Consider the following 17,570-nt stretch of genomic DNA (forward strand, 5'->3'; position numbering starts at 1 on the left):
GCGCCGCCCTCCGCTCATCCGGAGCTGCAGGACTCGACGTCGGGCTGAGGCTGCGCCACCCAGGCGCGCCCGGCTGTCCGACGTCCCGCTGACGACGTGAGCCCCGCCCTGCGACCGCAGGCGCGCCGGGCCCGGGGTCGCCGGGATCGACGGGAGCCACACCGACCGTCAGGAACACGATGACCTCGCACGACTCCCCCACGCCCGACGCTGCGCGCGCCCGCCGCCGCGGCAGCCGCGGCCGTGGCCGCCCCACCGGCGCCCAGCAGGCGCCCGACGCCCGCCCGGCCGACCGCCGCGACCCGGTGCCCGCACCGGTCCTGCCGGCCGGCGACGTCCCCACCGTGCTGCCCACCGACACGACCTTCGCCCAGCTCGGCGTGCCCGCCCCGCTGGTCGAGGTGCTCACCGCCAGCGGGATCACCGCGCCGTTCCCCATCCAGGTGGCGACGCTGCCCGACACCCTCGCCGGCCGTGACGTCCTCGGCCGCGGTCGCACCGGCTCGGGCAAGACCCTGGCCTTCAGCCTGCCCCTGGTCGCCCGGCTCGCCGCCTCGACCAGCAAGCGCCAGCCCAAGCGGCCGCGGTCGCTGATCCTGGTGCCGACCCGCGAGCTGGCCAACCAGGTCGCCGCCGTCGTCGACCCGCTGGCCCGTGCGCTGGGCATGAAGACCGCCGTGGTGTTCGGCGGCGTCGGCCAGAACCCGCAGGTGCAGGCGCTGGCCGGCGGCCTCGACGTCCTCATCGCCTGCCCCGGGCGGCTCGAGGACCTCATCGGCCAGGGGCACGCCGACCTCGGCGCCGTCGAGATCACCATCCTCGACGAGGCCGACCACATGGCCGACCTCGGTTTCCTGCCCGGCGTCAAGCGCCTGCTGGACCGCACCCCGAAGGTCGGCCAGCGGCTGCTGTTCTCGGCCACGCTGGACAACGGCGTCGACGTCCTGGTCAAGCGCTACCTGTCGAGCCCGACCACGCACTCGGTCGACCCGGCCGTCGCCCCGGTCTCCACGATGACCCACCACGTGTTCCGGGTCGACGCCGCCGACAAGGGGCAGATCGTCAAGGAGCTCGCCTCCGGGCTGGGCCGCGTCGTCCTGTTCACCCGCACCAAGCACCAGGCCAAGAAGCTGGCCAAGCAGCTGACCGCCGCGGGCGTGCCCGCCGTCGACCTGCACGGCAACCTCAGCCAGAACGCCCGCGAGCGCAACCTCGAGGCGTTCAGCACCGGCGAGACCCGGGTGCTCTGCGCGACCGACATCGCCGCGCGCGGCATCCACGTCGACGACGTCTCCATCGTCGTCCACGTCGACCCGCCGGCCGAGCACAAGGCCTACCTGCACCGCTCCGGCCGCACGGCCCGCGCCGGTGCCGGCGGCACCGTGGTCACCATCGCCACGGCCGACCAGGCCGGCGAGGTCCGCACGCTGGCCCGCCAGGCCGGCATCACCCCCGAGGTCTCGGCGATCAAGCCGGGCGCACGGGAGATCACGGCGCTGACCGGCCCGGCGGCGCCGCACGTCGAGCCCGCGCCGGCGCCCGCTCCCCAGCCGCAGGGCTCCGGTGGCGGTCGCCGCCGCCGCTCCGGCGCGGCCGGCGGCTCGGCGGCGCCCGCGGCCTCCGCCGCGTCCCGCACGGGGACGGCGTCCGGCGGCGGGCGGTCGGGAGCCGGGCGGACCAGCGGGCCGGCGCGCACCCGCGCCGAACTCGCCGCCCGGGCCGGGACGCACTCGGCGTCGTCGTTCAGCGGACGCGCCCGTCGCGGCGGTCGCTGACCGCGCCACCACCCCGGGGATTGACCCCCGGGGTGGTGGGCACAGAGCCGGTCGTCCAGAGTCTGGTTGAACTCTCGACCGTCCGACGACCAGCGAGGTGCACCATGCGACTGCCCATCACACTGTCCGAGATCGGCCCCCGACTCTCGGCCGGTGCGTTCATCCTCAACAGCGGCCTGGGCAAGCGCGACGCCGACGAGGGCACCGCGGCGGGCCTGCACGGCTTCGCCGCGGGCACCTACCCGTTCCTCAAGGGCGTCGAGCCGACTCAGTTCGTCAAGGGACTGGCCTACGGCGAGATGGCCATCGGGGCGCTGCTCCTGACCCCGTTCGTGCCCACCGCGGTCGCCGGCGCGGCCCTCACCGGGTTCTCCGGGGGCCTGCTCGGGCTCTACCTGAACACCCCGGGGATGCGGAAGCCCGGGAGCCTGGCCCCGACCCCGGACGGCCTGGCCGTCGCCAAGGACGTCTGGCTCCTCGGCATCGGCGTCGGCCTGCTCACCCGCGGCACGATCGACCGGGAGCCCCGGCGGGTCCGCAAGGCCGCCAAGACCCTCGCCAAGGCCAACCGCCGGGCCGCCCGGGCCGCCAGCAAGGCCGCCTGACCGCCGGTCCGCGTGGAGCCGTCCGACCGGACGGCTCCACGCGACCTGTCAACGACCTGTGAACCCCCTGAGTGGGGGTTCCGCTCGAGTACTACAAAGTTGCAGGATCTCCTCCACCGGTATCGCCGCCCCGGCGCCCACCGTCCCGAGGAGGCCCTGTGTCCCACACCATCGGCTCGACCCGGTCCCGCCGTGGCGTCGCCCTGGTCCTCGCCCTGGGTCTCGGTGCGCTGGGCGCCTGCGGTGACGACGGCGGCGATCCCGGTGCCGCAGCGTCGAGCTCGAGCTCCGAGGCGTCCGACAGCACGTCGTCGTCCTCGGCGCCCGCCACCTCCTCGTCCCCGGCGACCTCCGCCCCGGCCGAGGCCGAGGCGGTGACGGTGTCCGCGGTCGACTTCGACTTCGAGCTGTCCGAGGACTCCTACTCCGCCGGCACCTACACCTTCGAGGTCACCAACACCGGCGCCATGCCGCACAACTTCCGGGTCGAGCGGGACGGCCAGGACGTCGGCGGCACCGACGTCCTCCAGCCCGGCCAGTCCGCGACGGCGGAGGTCACCCTCGAAGCCGGCGACTACGTCTTCTACTGCGGCGTCGGCCAGCACCGGGCCAACGGCATGGAGGTGCCGGTCACCGTCGCCGCGTGACACCCCGCCGACTCCGACCGGCGTCGTCGGAGCGGCCACAGACCCCGGGGGATGGGCGGCGGGACCCCCGCTCGCCACCCATCCCTCGGTCCTCCCCCCGGTCCCCCGACCCGGGTGGCTTGCCGCCCCCGGCCCCCTGCAGGGTCCCGCCGCGAGCTCGCGAGTGGCGGGGGCAGAGGGGTCCTTCGTCAGTTGCCGCTGGCGAAGGCCGCGTCGAAGGCGGCTGCCGGCGGGTCGAACGCCAACCGGCGGACGAACTCCAGCGCCTCCGGCGCACCGACCAGCCGGTCCATCCCGGCGTCCTCCCACTCGACCGAGATCGGGCCGTCGTAGCCGATCGTGTTGAGCATCCGGAAGCACGCCTCCCACGGGACGTCGCCGTGCCCGGTGGACACGAAGTCCCAGCCGCGGCGCGGGTCGGCCCAGGGCAGGTGTGACCCCATCCGGCCGTTGCGGCCGTTGCCGACCTGCCTCTTCGCGTCCTTGCAGTCGACGTGGTAGATCCGGTCCTTGAAGTCCCAGATGAAGCCCACCGGGTCGAGGTCCTGCCAGACGAAGTGCGACGGGTCCCAGTTCAGCCCGAAGGCCTCCCGGTGGCCGATGGCCTCCATCGTGCGGACCGTCGTCCAGTAGTCGTAGGCGATCTCCGACGGGTGCACCTCGTGCGCGAACCGGACGCCGACCTCGTCGAACACGTCGAGGATGGGGTTCCAGCGGTCGGCGAAGTCCCGGTACCCGTCCTCGATCATCGACTCGGGCACCGGCGGGAACATCGCCACGGTCTTCCAGATCTTCGACCCGGTGAACCCGACGACCGTCGTCACGCCCAGCTTCGCCGCGGCGCGGGCGGTCAGCTTCATCTCCTCCGCGGCCCGCTGGCGGACCCCTTCCGGATCGCCGTCGCCCCAGACACGCGGGTGCACCATGCCGCGGTGCCGCTCGTCGATCGGGTCGTCGCAGACGGCCTGGCCGTTGAGGTGGTTGGAGATCGCGAAGACCTGCAGGTCGTGCCGCTTCAGCAGGTCGAGCTTCTCCTGGACGTAGGAGTCGTCGTTCGCGGCGCGCTCGACGTCGAGGTGGTCGCCCCAGCAGGCGATCTCCAGGCCGTCGTAGCCCCACTCGGAGGCGAGCCGGGCCACCTCCTCGAACGGCAGGTCGGCCCACTGGCCGGTGAACAGGGTGACGGGACGCGGCATGCGGTGGTTCCTCCTGGTCGAAGGCGGACCCTCGGCGCCGAGGGTCCGGAAGGGAGCGGGGACTCCCGGCGCCGAGAGTCCGGGGAAGAGGGGGCGGGCGGGCTCAGCGGACGCCGAGCAGGTGCTCCATGGCGAGCTGGTCGAGCCGCTCGAAGGCCATGCCCCGCTGCGCCATGGCGTCGGGGTCGTGCGACTCGGCGCGCAGGTCCGCCAGGGACTCCCCCGGCGCCAGGGTGGGGACCGCGAGCTCGCCCACCCGGGCGGCCGCCAGGGCCTCGCCCACCTCGGGGTCGGCGCGGAACGCGCGCACCTTCTCCCGCAGGATCAGGTAGTTGCGCATGCACGCCCGGGCGGTCTCCCAGACGCCGTCGATGTCCTCGGTGCGCGGCGGCTTGTAGTCGAAGTGCACGTACCCGTCGTAGGCGCGGCCCTCACCGGGACCCTGCAGGACGTCGACGGTCCAGAACGCCCCCCGCAGGTTGCCCGCGCCGAAGCGCAGGTCCTGGTCGAAGCGCGGACCGTGCTGCCCGTTGAGGTCGATGTGGAAGAGCTTGCCGTGCCAGAGCGCCTGCGCGATGCCCTGGGCGTAGTTGAGCCCGGCCATCTCCTCGTGCCCGACCTCGGGGTTGAGGCCGACCCGGCCGGGCTCCTCGAGGGAGTCGATGAAGGCCAGTGCGTGCCCGATGGTCGGCAGCAGGATGTCGCCGCGCGGCTCGTTGGGCTTGGGCTCCAGGGCGAAGCGGATGTCGTAGCCCTGCTCGCGGACGTATCCGCAGAGGGCGTCCATCGCCTCCTTGTACCGGTCCAGCGCCGCGGCGACGTCCTTGGTGCCGCCGGACTCCGCCCCCTCCCGGCCGCCCCACAGCACGTACGTGTTCGCGCCGAGCTCGGCGGCCAGGTCGATGTTGCGCAGCACCTTGGCCAGCGCGTACCGGCGGACGTCGCGGTCGTTGGCGGTCAGCCCGCCGTCCTTGAAGACGGCGTGGCTGAACAGGTTGGTCGTGGCCATCTCCACGGCGAGCCCGGTCTCGGACAGGGCCGTCCGGAACCGGTCCAGCTCCTTGTCGCGGGTCGTGTCGTCGGGCACCAGGTCGTCGTCGTGGAAGGTGATGGCGGCCGCGCCGAGCTCGGCGAGCCGGTGCACCGCCTCGACCGGGTCCAGCCGCGGCCGAACGGCGCCGCCGAAGACGTCGACGCCCTGCCAGCCGACGGTCCAGAGACCGAAGCTGAACTTGTCGTCCGGCGTGGGGGTGTACGGATCGGTCATGAGGGGATCTCCGTCCAGGCCGAGCCCCCGGCGGCGCTGCGCTCGACGGCGTCGAGCACCCGCTGGACCTGGAGTCCGTCGGCGAACGACGGCGTCGGGTCCGTGCCGGAGGCGATGGCGGTCACCAGGTCGACGACCTGGTGGGTGAAGCCGTGTTCATAGCCCAGCCCGTGGCCGGCCGGCCACCAGGCCTCGACGTAGGGGTGCTCGGGCTCGGTGACGATGATCCGGCGGAAGCCGGCGGTCTCGGCCGGTTCGCTGCCGTCGAAGAACTCCAGGACGTTCATGTCCTCGAAGTCGAACGCGAGGCTGCCGGCCGAGCCGTTCACCTCGATCCGGATGGCGTTCTTGCGGCCCAGCGCGAAGCGGGTGGCCTCGAAGGTGGCCAGCGCCCCGCCGGTGAACCGGCCGAGGAACAGCGCGGCGTCGTCGACGGTGACCTCGCCCATCTCCGTGCCGCCGACGCCGGAGAGCTTCCCGGTCTCGGCGGGCAGCGGCCGCTTGGTCACGAACGTCTCGAGCATCGCGCTGACACCGGTCAGGGTCTGGCCGGTGACGTGCTGGGTGAGGTCGACGATGTGCGCGCCGATGTCCCCGAGTGCGCCGGAACCGGCCTTGTCCTTCTCCAGCCGCCACGACATCGGCGCGGCCGGGTCGGCGATCCAGTCCTGCAGGTACTGCGCCCGCACGTGCCGGATGTCGCCGAGCCGGCCCTCGGCGACCAGCTTCCGGGCCAGGCCGATCGCCGGCACCCGGCGGTAGGTGAAGCCGACCATCGACCGCACGCCGCGGGCCGCGGCCTTCGCGGCGGCCTCGGCCATCGCCTCGGCCTCGGCGACGGTGTTGGCCAGCGGCTTCTCGCAGAGCACGTGCTTGCCGGCCTCGAGCGCGGCGATCGCGATCTCCGCGTGGGTGTCGCCGGGGGTGCAGACGTCGACGAGGGCGACGTCGTCGCGCTCGACCACCCGGCGCCAGTCGGTCTCGGTGGAGTGCCAGCCCAGCCGGCCGGCCGCGGCGGTGACGCGGGCGGCGTCCCGGCCGGCGAGCACGGTGAGCTGCGGGTGCAGGGGCAGGTCGAAGAAGTGGGGGGCGGTGCGCCAGGCCTGCGAGTGCGCGGCGCCCATGAAGGCGTAGCCGATGAGGCCGACGCCGAGGGGAGGTGTCATGGAGGCTCTCTCGGAGAGGTGGAGCCGCGGGGGAGCGGGAACCGCTCCCCCGCGGCTCCGGCGGATCAGGACTCGAACGCGCGGTCGATGAACTGGTCGACGTTGTCGGCCGTGACGACGGGGGCGTTCAGCACGATCTGCCGGGGGACCTCAGCGGAGACCAGGTCCGAGAGGGACTTGTCCTGCGCGACCAGCCGGGCGAGGCGGATGCCGTCCGCGGCCTGGGTGTGCGGGTAGATGACGGTCGCCTGGAGGACGGAGTCGCCCGCCTCGATCGCCCGCATGGCGTTGGCCGAGCCGGCGCCGCCGACCATGACGAACTCGTCGCGGCCGGCGTTCTCGATGGCGGCCAGGACGCCGACGCCCTGGTCGTCGTCGTGGTTCCAGAGCGCGTCGATCTGGGGTGCGGCCTGGAGCAGGTTGGCCGCGGCCTCCTCGCCACCCTCGACGGTGAAGTCCGCCGCGACGCGGTTGGCGACGGTCAGCCCGCACTCGTCGAGCGCGTCGGCGAAGCCCTGGCTGCGGTCCTGGGTCAGCGGCAGCGAGTCGATGCCGGCGATCTCGGCGACGACCGCGTTGGGGTTGTCCCCCACCTGCTCGCAGACGTAGGTGCCGGCGGAGACGCCCATGCCGTAGTTGTCGCCCAGGATGGTGGCGCGGGCGGCGAACGGGCTGTTGAACTCGCGGTCGACGTTGATGACCGGGATGCCGGCCTCCATCGCCTGCAGCGCGACCGGGGTCAGCGCCGCGCCGTCGAAGGGCAGCAGCACGATCGCGTCGACGCCCTGGTTGATGAACGTCTCGACCTGGCTGATCTGGGTGCCGACGTCGTTGGTGCCCTCGGCCACGGTGAGCTCGACGTCCTCGTACTCCTCGGCCGCCGCGCGGGCGGCCTCGGTGATGCCGGCCATCCAGCCGTGGTCGGCGGCCGGCGCCGAGAAGCCGATGGTCACCGTGTCGCCGGCCTCGTCGTTGGAGCTCGCGGCGTTGGTGTCACCGCCGCCTCCCTCGCCGGAGCTCTCCGGGGTGTTGCTGGTGCAGCCGGTCACCAGCGCACCGGCACCGATCAGGGCCACCGCGCTGTAGGACAGGCGGCGGAACGGACGCTGCCTCGCTGCAGACATGTTCTCTCCTCGGGTATCGCTTCCCTGGCAGGGGGCGCCAGGTCGTGTGGGGGGTGCGGGAGTGCCGTGCGCCCAGCGGGCCGTCGGCCCGTGGGGTGGTGCGGGGAGGGAGGGGCGGCGCGCCGCCCCGGTCACGTCGGGGGGCGGTCCGTGCCCTCGCCGGGGCGGGCGCCGCCGGGTCCGCCGTCCGCGCCGGTGCCGCCGGTCACCGCTCCCGCGGGTGAGCCGGTCGCGGCTGGACCGCCGGACGAGGTCCCCGCACCGGGCCGGCGGAAGCTGAACCCGCCGGTGACCAGCCGCTGCTGCAGCATCACGGCGGCGACGATGATCACGCCGCGGGCCACCGCCTGGGCGGAGCTGGACAGGTTGTTCAGGGTGAAGACGTTGCCCAGCGTGGTGAAGATCAGGACGCCGAGCACCGTGCCGACGATCGTGCCCCGGCCACCGATCAGCAGCGTGCCGCCGATGACGACCGCGGCGATCGCGTCGAGCTCCCAGAGCGTGCCGTGGGTGGAGCTGCCGGTCGTCGTCCGGGCCATGATCATGACCGCCGCGATGCCGCAGGTGATGCCCGACAGCACGTAGAGCTTCACCGTGTGCCGCTGCACCCGGATGCCGGCCAGGCGGGCGGCCTCGGCGTTGCCGCCGACCGCGAAGGTGCGCCGGCCGAAGGTGGTGCGGTTGAGCAGCACCCACCCGGCGATGGCGACCAGGGCGAAGATGATCACCAGGGTCGGGACGCCCAGGACGTCACCGGAGAAGAAGGCGAGGAAGTCGCGGTCCTGGACGATCTGGGTGCGCCGGTTGGCGATGATCTCCGCCAGGCCGCGGGCCGCGGCGAGCATCGCCAGCGTGGCGATGAAGGCCGCCAGCTTCCCGTACGCGATGACCAGGCCGTTGACCAGCCCCGCGACGCCGCCGACGACGAGCGCCGTGAACACCATCACGATCCAGTGGACGTCCTCGGCGATCTGCTGGGTGGCCAGCGTCGTCGCCCACACCGACGCCAGCGCCGCGAGCGCCCCGACCGACAGGTCGATGCCCCCACCGATGATCACGAAGGTCATGCCCACGCTGACCACGCCGATGACCGCGGCCAGCCGCAGGATGGTGAGCACGTTGTCGACGTCGGCGAACCGGTCGCCCGCGGTGACCACCCCGACGATGCAGAGGATCGCCAGCGCGACCACCAGGCCGAGGTTGCGGCCGACCGGCCCGGCCATGAAGCCGGGTCCCTTGCCGCGCCCGTCCGATGCGGCGCCGGTGCCGGTGGGGGACGCGCTGTCCACTCCCCCGGTCGTCGCGGTGGTGCTGCCGCTCATGCCACGTCCCCTTCGTGCCGGTTTCCTCGCGGGACGGCGACGCCGGGGTGCGCCGTCCCCTCCATGACCAGGTCGAGCACGCGGTGCTCGTCGAGCGCGCCGGCCGGCTGCTCGGTGACGACGGTGCCGTCGGCGATGACGAGGACCCGGTCGGCCAGGCCCAGCACCTCCGGGATCTCGCTGGAGACGACGACGACGGCCACCCCGCGGTCGGCCAGCGCCCGGACCAGCGCGTAGATCTCCGACCGCGCACCCACGTCGACACCGCGGGTGGGTTCGTCGAGCAGCAGCACCTTGCAGTCGCGCAGCAGCCAGCGGGCCAGGACGACCTTCTGCTGGTTGCCGCCCGACAGGGTGCGGACCTCGCGGTCGACGTCGGCCGGCCGCACGTCCAGCGACTCCACCTGTTCCCGCGCGGCGGCCTTCTCGGCCGCGCCGGACAGGAAACCACCGCGGGTGAAGCGGGCCAGGCTGGAGATGCTGATGTTGCGGTAGACGGAGTCACCCAGGAGCAGCGCCTGGCTCTTGCGCTCCTCGGGCGCCAGGCCGACGCCGGCCGCCACCGCGCCGCCGACGTCCCCTGCCCGCAGCCGGCGGCCGGCGACGCGGACGGTGCCGCTGGTGGCGTGCCGGGCGCCGAAGACCGTCTCGAGGATCTCCGAGCGCCCGGAGCCGACGAGTCCGGCCAGGCCGACGATCTCGCCCGGCCGGACCGAGAAGGAGACCCCGGCGAAGCTGCCGCGCAGGGCGAGTCCCTGCACCTCGAGCAGCGGCGCCTCGTCGAGGTGCGGCTGCGTGCGCCGCTCGGGGAAGACGTACTCGATGGTGCGGCCGGTCATGAGCGTGATGACCTCGCGGGTCGGCGTCTCGCGGGCGGGCAGCCCGGTCGCCACCGTGCGGCCGTCCTTGAGCACGGTGATCCGGTCGCCGATCTCCCGGATCTCCTCGAGCCGGTGGGAGATGTAGACGACCGCGACGTCGTGGGCGGTGAGGTCCCGGATGACGGCGAACAGCCGCCCGACCTCCTCGTTGTCCAGGACGGCGGACGGCTCGTCCATGATGATCAGCTTCGCGTCCTGGGACAGCGCCCGGGCGATGCTGACCATCTGCTGCGAGGCCGCCGACAGCGAGCCGACCTCCGCCCCGGGCCGGATCTCGGGGTGGCCGAGGCGGGTGAGCAGCGCGGTGGCCGCCCGGTTGCCCTCGGCCGGCCGGGTGAGGCCGAACCGGGAGAACTCCCGCCCCAGGAAGATGTTGTCCGCGACGGTCAGGCCCGACACCAGGTCGAGCTCCTGGTAGATCGTGGCGATCCCCAGCGACATCGCCGCCTGCGGGTTGCTCAGCGTGACCGGGGACCCCTGCCAGGAGATCCGGCCACCGTCGGGCTGGTGGGCACCGGCCAGGATCTTGATGAGCGTCGACTTGCCGGCGCCGTTCTGGCCGAGCAGGCAGTGCACCTCGCCCGGGCGGACGTCGAGGTCGACACCGTCGAGCGCCCGGACCCCCGGGAACGTCTTGACGATGTCGTGCATCTCCAGCAAGGGCGTGGTCACGACGGGCCTCCGGCGGCGGGGGGTGCGGCGGCGACGGTGACGCTCGGGGCGCCGGACCGACTGCTGCGCACGACACCACCTCCGGACTTTTGCTCACCGTTGACCATTAGTCTGCTGAGGCGTGAACTTATGTGCGGGCCACGGTGTGGTCAAGGTCGCAGGCGTCGTTTACCGAACCGCAACCTGACCGTGCTCGCTCGAAGGCGGACCGCTCACCCGTGGGGGACGGACGGCCCGGGGTCAGCGGGCGAGGGCCTCGTGGACCGAGTCCTCGTCGAGGAAGCCCTCGATGGCCATGAGGGCCGCCCCCACCCGGCCGGAGAGGTCGGGGGCGTCGCTGACCGTGATCTCCAGGGCCCGGGCGGCGAGCGGCATGGCGCGGCGGTAGACCGCCTCGCGGATCCCCGCCAGCAGGGGCACGCCGGCCTGCGCGACACCGCCGGTCATGACGATGCGGTGCGGGTTGAAGAAGTTGACCAGCGCCGCGAGCACCGTGCCGATCGTCCGGCCGGCGTCGCGCACCAGCTCCAGGGCGATGCCGTCGCCCTGGGCGGCGCGCTCCACGACCTCGCGGGTGCTGGTCACCGGCAGCCCCGCCGCGACGGCGTCGCGCAGCAGCGCCCCGCCTCCCGCGATGGCCTCGAGGCAGTTCTCGTTGCCGCACCGGCAGATCACCGTGCGCCCGTCGGGACGCGCGACGTAGATGTGCCCGATGTCGCCGGCGCTGCCCTGCGCCCCGCGGTACACCCGCCCGTCGACGATGACGCCGCACCCGATGCCCGTGCCCACCTTGACGACCAGCACGTCCTGCACCGAACCGGCCACGCCCATCTCTCCGAGCGCCATGACGTTCACGTCGTTGTCGACGAAGACGGGGCACTCGTAGCGGCCGAAGGCGCTCGGGATGGGGTGGTCGTGCCAGCCCGGCATGATCGGTGGGTGCGAGGGCCGGCCGGTCGAGAACTCCACCGGTCCCGGCACGCCGATGCCCACGGCACACACGTCGGCCGAGGTGAGTCCGGCCTCGGCGAGCACCCCCTGAGCCAGCCGGTCGACCTCGGCCAGCACCGGCCCGGGCCCGTCGGCGATGTCGATGGGGTGCCCGACGGTCGCCAGGACCTGTGCCGACAGGTCGGTGACCGCGACGTCGACGCTGGTCACCCCGAGGTCGACGGCGAGCACGCACCCGGCCCGGCTGTTGAACTGCAGGAGCGTGGGCGGCCGCCCGCCGGTGCTCCACCCCCGCCCGCCCTCGGCGAGGAGGTTGGCCGCGATGAGCTGGTCCACCCGGGCGCTGACCGTGTTCCGCGAGGCGCCGGTGAGCGCGACGAGGTCCGCCCGGCTGCGCGCGCGACCGGTGCGCACGTGACGCAGCAGCGCGCCGGCCGAGGCGGAGATGTGCGGCACGCGGTCATAGTGGCACGCGCCGGGTCCTCTCCCGAGCGCGTCGGCGCCGCCGTCCACCGCGGACCACCCGTGCGCGCGGCATCACGGTCAGCCGCGACCATCCGTCCCGGCGACGCCGATGAGAATCGCGGCGACGTCTCCGGGGTGGGTGTGCACCGTCATGTGCGCGGCACCGGGCAGCTCGACCAGCCGGCCCCGTGGCGCGGCGGCGGCCACGGTCAGCGCCCAGTCCCGGGGACAGAGCCGGTCGCGGGTGCCGCGGACCACGGTGACCGGGAGCGCTCCCCCGCGCAGCCGGACGGTGATGTCGTCGGGGGCCGCGCGGCGCCACAGCTGCCGCATCGCCCGCGGCCCGGTGTGCAGCCACTGGGCGAGGACCAGGGGCACCTGCGCCCACGGCTCGCGGGCCGCCGTCCGCAGCCAGCGTCCGGCCAGCACCGGCCAGGAGCGCAGCCGCGGGTCGGTGGTCGGCCCCAGCAGCACGAGCGCGACCACCCGGGGGTCGTCGGCCACCGCGGCGACCACCTGGCAGCTCTGCGAGTGCCCGACGAGCAGCACCGGCCCGCTGCCGAGCCGGGCCGCCAGCAGGTCGGCGAGCGCGGCGACGGACGGCACCGGTCCGCGGCGCCCCATGCCGGGCAGCAGGACGACGTCGGCGTCGACCAGGGCGCGAACCCGCGCCGACGACCGGTCGTCCAGGCCGAGGCCGGGGACCAGGACCACCCGGGCGGGACTGCGCACCCGGACAGGCTCCACGCCCGCCCGGAGGTGACGCCCGGCGGGGAGGAGGCCAGACTGTGGCCTGGATCGCCCGGGGTCGGGACCGGCCCGGAGACGCCTGAGTGGGAGACTCATTCATCATGACGACATCACCTGCGACCGATCGCGTCGGCGCCGCCTCGTCCGGACGTCCCAGGGTCGTCATCGTCGGCTCCGGCTTCGGCGGTCTGTTCGCCGCGAAGGCGCTCAAGCGGGCACCGGTGGACGTCACGGTCATCGGCAAGACCAGCCACCACCTCTTCCAGCCGCTGCTCTACCAGGTGGCCACCGGGATCCTGTCCGAGGGCGAGATCGCCCCGGCGACCCGCGAGGTGCTCCGCGGGCAGCGCAACGCGCGGGTCGTCCTCGGCGAGGTCACCGACGTCGACCTGACCGCCCGGACGGTCACCTCGTCCATCCTCGGCCGCACGACCGTGCACCACTACGACGAGCTGATCGTGGCGGCCGGTGCGGGCCAGTCCTACTTCGGCAACGACCGGTTCGCCGAGTTCGCCCCCGGCATGAAGAGCATCGACGACGCCCTCGAGCTCCGCGGCCGCATCTTCGGCGCCTTCGAGCTGGCCGAACTGGCCACCGACCAGGCCGAGATCGACCGGCTGCTGACCTTCGTCGTCGTCGGTGCCGGACCGACCGGTGTGGAGATGGCCGGGCAGATCGCCGAGCTGGCCCGCCGCACGCTGCGCCGCGACTTCCGGTCCATCGACCCCACGTCGGCCCGGGTGATCCTGCTCGACGCCGCACCCAAGGTGCTGCCCTCGTTCGGCGACAAGCTCGGCGACGCCGCGCGCCGCCAGCTCAACCGGATCGGCGTCGAGGTCCAGCTCGGCGCGATGGTCACCGACGTCGACGCCAACGGCCTCGAGGTCAAGGACGGCGACGGCCACGTCCGGCGGATCAACGCGGCCACCAAGATCTGGGCGGCCGGCGTCCAGGCCTCCTCGCTGGGGCGGCTGCTGGGCGAGCGCTCCGGCGCCGAGGTCGACCGGGCCGGGCGGGTCTCCGTCCAGCCCGACCTGACCCTGCCCGGCCACCCCGAGGTGCACGTGGTCGGCGACATGATGAGCCTCGACCGGCTGCCCGGCGTGGCGCAGGTGGCCATCCAGGGCGGGAAGTACGCCGCCAAGGCGATCACCCGCCGGCTGGAGGGCAAGCCGCCGCAGAAGCCCTTCCACTACTACGACAAGGGCTCCATGGCGACGATCTCGCGGTTCTCCGCGGTCGCCGACATCTCGAAGTTCAAGTTCGAGGGCTTCCTCGCCTGGGTCATCTGGCTGGTCGTGCACCTCATGTACATCGTCGGTTTCAAGAGCCGCATCACCACGGTGCTGCACTGGGCCGTGAGCTTCCTCGGCCGCGGCCGCTCCCAGCGCGTCGCGACCCAGCAGCAGGTGTACGGCCGGCTCGCGCTGGAGCAGCTCGGGCCCGGCTTCTCGGTCTCCAAGACCGGCGGCCCCAAGGACCCGGCTGCGCCGGCCGAGGACGTGACGGAGCGCCGGTCGGCCTAGCCCGGACGCACGCGCCGGGGCGCCGTGGCGATCAGGGCCGTCGGCGGGTGCTGGTCCGCTCCACGACCTGCCAGCCGTGCCGCGCCGCGGCCGCGGTCGGGAGTCCGAGCGCGGCACGGGCACAGTCGGCGCCTGGTCGCGCAGGGACTGCGCCAGGGTGGTGAGACCGGCGGGCGCGGCCGCGTCGCTGTCGTCCCAGCCGGTGAGGGCGACGTCGTCGGGGACGCGCAGGCCGGCCCTCGCCGTCCTGGCACCCTCGGCGTGGTCTCCGCCGCCTCCCCCTTCCTGCTCGGCAGCCTGGCGGACCGGCACGGGCTGGCTGCCGCCTTCGCGCTCCAGCCCGCGCTGATCGGTCTCTGCGTCCTCCTGCTCTGGGCCGGGCTCCGTGCCCGCCGCGCCGCCTGAGGAGGGACCTCGCGTCCGGTCAGCCCAGCCAGGTGCCGAGGGCGGCGTCCACCAGGTCGGGGAGGACGACGTGGCCGCCGTCGAACTCCTCGTAGGTGACGTCGTAGGCGCCCCCGAGCTCGTGGGCCAGCCGCCGGCCGCAGTTCTCCACCGGGAGCACGCGGTCGCCGGTGCCGTGGCTGATCCACACCCGCGGCCGGCCCTCGCGCCGGGGCGGGACGGCGAAGCCCGGCGAGAAGGCCAGCACCGCGTCCACCAGGTCCCCGTTGGCCAGGCCCAGGCTCAGTGCGTAGGACGCACCGTCGGAGAAGCCGCCCAGCGCCACCCGGCCGACCGATGTGGTCGCGAACACCCGCTCGAGCGCCTCGTCGAGGACGGCGACGTCCCGGCCGAGGCCGCCGGCGATGAGGTCCCAGGTCCGACCCACCGACGTCGTCGCCAGGACCAGGACACCCCGGGCTCCCGCCGGCTCCGCGACGGCGGCCAGGCTCTGCTGCGCCGTCCCGCCGGCGCCGTGGCAGAAGACGAGCAGCGGACGTGGTCCCGGCCCACCGGGTGGCACGGCGAGCAGCGCCTCCGCGCGCCCACCCACGTCCAGGGCGTGCACGCCGGGCGCCACCGGCGGCCCGGACGGCCAGCTGGGCCGGCTGTGCAGCCGGCCGGCGCGGTCCTGCGGCGCGGCCACCGTCAGACGGCGTGCGCCAGCGGCGGCACGTGGGCGTCGGACCGCTCCAGGTGCAGCGGCCGCAGCGGGCGGGTGGACTCGAACCAGAGGAAGGCGTCGTAGCGCTCCCCCAGCACGGTCGGCACGTAGTTGCCCCAGCGTTCCCGCTCCGGCCGGTAGACCACGCCGATCGCCCGGTGGTCGAGGCTCCGGTCCAGCTCCGCCGGGCGCGGCCCGGCGGCCGGCCAGACGAGCAGGGCGTCGTGCCCGACCTCGGCGTGCAGCAGCGCCTCCAGGCTGCCGGCCCGCGCCTCGGGCACCGGCATCTCCTGCATCTGCTCGCCCCATGCCGTCGCGGCGATCACCCCGCCGGAGTGGGCGCCCAGCCCCACGAGGACGACGTCGTCCGTGCCGTGCCGCTCGCGCAGCAGCTGGCCGACGTTGACCATCCCGCCCGCGGCCATGTCGGTGGCCCGCGCGTCACCGATGTGGGTGTTGTGCTCCCCCACCACGGCTCTGCCGCCGGTGTGCTCCAGCAGCCGGTCGAGGGTGTCGGCCATGTGCACGTCGCGGACGTTCCACGACTGCGCCGACCCGCCCACCATCGCCCGGTAGTACCGCTCGGCATCCGCGACGACGCCGGCGTTCATCTCCGCCGAGAAGTGCGCCTCGGGATCACCCGCGGGTGCCCGGCGGCCGCGGTCGGCGCACAGGTGCTGCAGCAGGTCGACGACCGCCTGCTCGCACGTCGTGGGCGCGAAGCGGGTGGCGAACGCGTACTCGGCGCCGTCCTCCCCGAAGGGCTCGAAGCAGCGCAGCGCCTGGACGGCCTTGTCGACGGAGTCGGGCTCGTGCTCCCGGAGCCAGGCGACCAGCTCGTGCATCGAGTCTCAGAGGCTGTAGACGTCCAGCCCGTAGAACCCGACCCGGTCGCCGTCGGGCCGGGCGGCGTTCCACCCCCGCAGCCAGCGGCAGAAGTCGACGACGTCGTCGTTGGCCCACATCCAGGTGGGCCAGCGGGCGTACGCGTCGAGGGCCTCCCGGGGGTCGCAGTCCGCACCGGCGCGGAGCTTGACGCTCCGGTTGACCCGGTAGCAGTCGGGCCAGTCGCCCTCCACGGCCACGAACCCGAAGCCGTGCTCCTCGACCAGCCGCCGGGTCAGCGCCGCCCGCCACGCGTAGTACTCGTGCGTGCCGTGGCTGGCCTCGCCGATCGCGACGACGCGCGACCCGCCGATCCGGTCCAGCAGCGGATCGAGGTCGGCGGGGTCGCGCAGCGGTCGGGCGAGGTCCGCGAGCCCGGTCACGGGGTCACTCGGCGGAGCCGGGCTCGGCCATCTGCCGGTGCGCCTTCGACTTCAGCCGGTCAGGGAGGACGGAGTTGACCGCCCCCTGCACCTTGGTCTTCAGCGATCCGGCGACCACCTTGTCCTCGCCCTTCATCAGCGCCGCGAAGCCCTGCGCCGCCACCTGGGCGGGGTCGTCCTTGGGGCCGGCACCGATCTTGGTGTCCTGCAGCTCCGCCCGGTCGAAGAACTCCGTGTCGGTCGGCCCGGGCATCAGCGAGGTGACGGTGACCCCGGTGTCCTCGAGCTCCTCGACCAGCGCCTCCGCGAAGGACTGGAGGAAGGACTTCGAGGCGTTGTAGACGGCCTGGAACGCCCCGGGCATCGTCGAGGCGATCGACGAGGTGATCAGCAGCCGGCCCTCGTTGCGGGCCACCATGTCCCGGAGCACCAGCTTGGCCAGCCGCACCGTCGAGGTGACGTTCAGCTCGATGATCGCGACCTCGTCCTCGATGTCGTTCTCCACGAACGGGCCGCCGTGCCCGATCCCGGCGTTGAGCGCCGCGGCCGCGAGCGGCCGGCCGGTGGCCTGGACCGCGGCGTGGACGGCCGCGACCCCGGCGGCGGTGCGCAGGTCGGCCTGCACGGTCTGGACCGTCTGCGCACCGCTGCGCAGCCGCTCGGCGGCGGAGGCCAGCTCGGCGTCCTCCGCGGTGACGACGAGGTCGAAGCCGGCGCCGGCGAACTGGCGGGCCAGTTCCAGGCCGATCCCGCTGGAGGCTCCGGTGACGAGGGCGAGGGGACGCGAGTCGCTCATGCCCTGCCTCTACCCGTCGGCCCGCCGAGCACGCGCGACAGCGGCGGCTGC

Annotated in this window: 15 protein-coding genes and 1 pseudogene; 5 read left to right on the plus strand and 11 right to left on the minus strand. The window is 73.9% G+C overall.

All coding sequences use genetic code 11. The annotated features are described in order from the left end of the window. The first annotated feature begins 179 nt into the window (after positions 1 to 179). The 3 genes from GCU56_RS04575 to GCU56_RS04585 all read left to right on the plus strand — a co-directional run bounded on the left by GCU56_RS04575 (position 180) and on the right by GCU56_RS04585 (position 3,027). On the plus strand, positions 180 to 1,775 hold the full coding sequence (locus GCU56_RS04575) for a DEAD/DEAH box helicase (protein WP_163480328.1): 1,596 nt from the start codon (positions 180 to 182) through the stop codon (positions 1,773 to 1,775). A 104-nt stretch (positions 1,776 to 1,879) separates the two neighbouring features. Further along, complete coding sequence (locus GCU56_RS04580) at positions 1,880 to 2,380, plus strand: hypothetical protein (RefSeq protein ID WP_163480329.1); 501 nt, start codon at positions 1,880 to 1,882, stop codon at positions 2,378 to 2,380. Positions 2,381 to 2,538: 158 nt separating this feature from the next. Next, on the plus strand, positions 2,539 to 3,027 hold the full coding sequence (locus tag GCU56_RS04585; RefSeq protein WP_163480330.1) for a cupredoxin domain-containing protein: 489 nt from the start codon (positions 2,539 to 2,541) through the stop codon (positions 3,025 to 3,027). Between the two features lie 188 nt (positions 3,028 to 3,215). Here GCU56_RS04585 and GCU56_RS04590 read toward each other — a convergent pair whose 3' ends face one another. From GCU56_RS04590 to GCU56_RS04625, 8 genes are all read right to left on the minus strand, one after another. After that, the gene (locus GCU56_RS04590; protein ID WP_163480331.1) at positions 3,216 to 4,223 is read right to left on the minus strand and encodes a sugar phosphate isomerase/epimerase family protein; all 1,008 of its coding nucleotides are present in this window, start codon (positions 4,221 to 4,223) and stop codon (positions 3,216 to 3,218) included. Between the two features lie 103 nt (positions 4,224 to 4,326). Next, positions 4,327 to 5,490, minus strand: coding sequence for a xylose isomerase (gene xylA / locus GCU56_RS04595; RefSeq protein WP_163480332.1), 1,164 nt, complete (start codon positions 5,488 to 5,490; stop codon positions 4,327 to 4,329). Beyond that, the gene (locus GCU56_RS04600; RefSeq protein ID WP_163480333.1) at positions 5,487 to 6,656 is read right to left on the minus strand and encodes a Gfo/Idh/MocA family protein; all 1,170 of its coding nucleotides are present in this window, start codon (positions 6,654 to 6,656) and stop codon (positions 5,487 to 5,489) included. The genes xylA and GCU56_RS04600 overlap by 4 nt, the downstream gene beginning before the upstream one ends. A gap of 65 nt (positions 6,657 to 6,721) precedes the next feature. Continuing rightward, positions 6,722 to 7,780, minus strand: a complete 1,059-nt coding sequence (locus GCU56_RS04605) for a substrate-binding domain-containing protein (RefSeq protein ID WP_163480334.1) — start codon at positions 7,778 to 7,780, stop codon at positions 6,722 to 6,724. A 131-nt stretch (positions 7,781 to 7,911) separates the two neighbouring features. Next, positions 7,912 to 9,102, minus strand: coding sequence for an ABC transporter permease (locus tag GCU56_RS04610; protein WP_163480335.1), 1,191 nt, complete (start codon positions 9,100 to 9,102; stop codon positions 7,912 to 7,914). After that, positions 9,099 to 10,655: a sugar ABC transporter ATP-binding protein gene (locus GCU56_RS04615; protein ID WP_345771631.1), complete on the minus strand. Its 1,557-nt coding sequence runs from the start codon at positions 10,653 to 10,655 to the stop codon at positions 9,099 to 9,101. The genes GCU56_RS04610 and GCU56_RS04615 overlap by 4 nt, the downstream gene beginning before the upstream one ends. Before the next feature lie 240 nt (positions 10,656 to 10,895). Continuing rightward, entirely contained in the window at positions 10,896 to 12,062 is a 1,167-nt protein-coding gene (locus GCU56_RS04620; protein WP_163480336.1) for an ROK family protein, read from the minus strand. Between the two features lie 87 nt (positions 12,063 to 12,149). Continuing rightward, on the minus strand, positions 12,150 to 12,803 hold the full coding sequence (locus tag GCU56_RS04625; protein WP_163480337.1) for an alpha/beta fold hydrolase: 654 nt from the start codon (positions 12,801 to 12,803) through the stop codon (positions 12,150 to 12,152). A gap of 119 nt (positions 12,804 to 12,922) precedes the next feature. Between GCU56_RS04625 and GCU56_RS04630 the strand changes: the two genes are divergently transcribed. Continuing rightward, a complete protein-coding gene (locus tag GCU56_RS04630; protein ID WP_163480338.1) occupies positions 12,923 to 14,347 on the plus strand; it encodes an NAD(P)/FAD-dependent oxidoreductase in 1,425 nt (474 codons plus the stop codon). Between the two features lie 261 nt (positions 14,348 to 14,608). Further along, positions 14,609 to 14,752 (plus strand): hypothetical protein, encoded by a 144-nt coding sequence (locus tag GCU56_RS04635; protein WP_163480339.1) that lies wholly within the window; start codon positions 14,609 to 14,611, stop codon positions 14,750 to 14,752. A gap of 19 nt (positions 14,753 to 14,771) precedes the next feature. Here GCU56_RS04635 and GCU56_RS04640 read toward each other — a convergent pair whose 3' ends face one another. The 3 genes and pseudogenes from GCU56_RS04640 to GCU56_RS04650 form a co-directional block, all read right to left on the minus strand. Beyond that, entirely contained in the window at positions 14,772 to 15,437 is a 666-nt protein-coding gene (locus GCU56_RS04640) for a phospholipase (RefSeq protein ID WP_163480340.1), read from the minus strand. Positions 15,438 to 15,439: 2 nt separating this feature from the next. Further along, positions 15,440 to 16,723, minus strand: a pseudogene (locus GCU56_RS04645) (erythromycin esterase family protein). Between the two features lie 4 nt (positions 16,724 to 16,727). After that, positions 16,728 to 17,519, minus strand: coding sequence for an SDR family NAD(P)-dependent oxidoreductase (locus tag GCU56_RS04650; RefSeq protein WP_163480341.1), 792 nt, complete (start codon positions 17,517 to 17,519; stop codon positions 16,728 to 16,730). Positions 17,520 to 17,570 lie beyond the last annotated feature (51 nt).

It is taken from the genome of Geodermatophilus sabuli (assembly GCF_010686765.1).
Classification (GTDB): domain Bacteria; phylum Actinomycetota; class Actinomycetes; order Mycobacteriales; family Geodermatophilaceae; genus Geodermatophilus; species Geodermatophilus sabuli_A.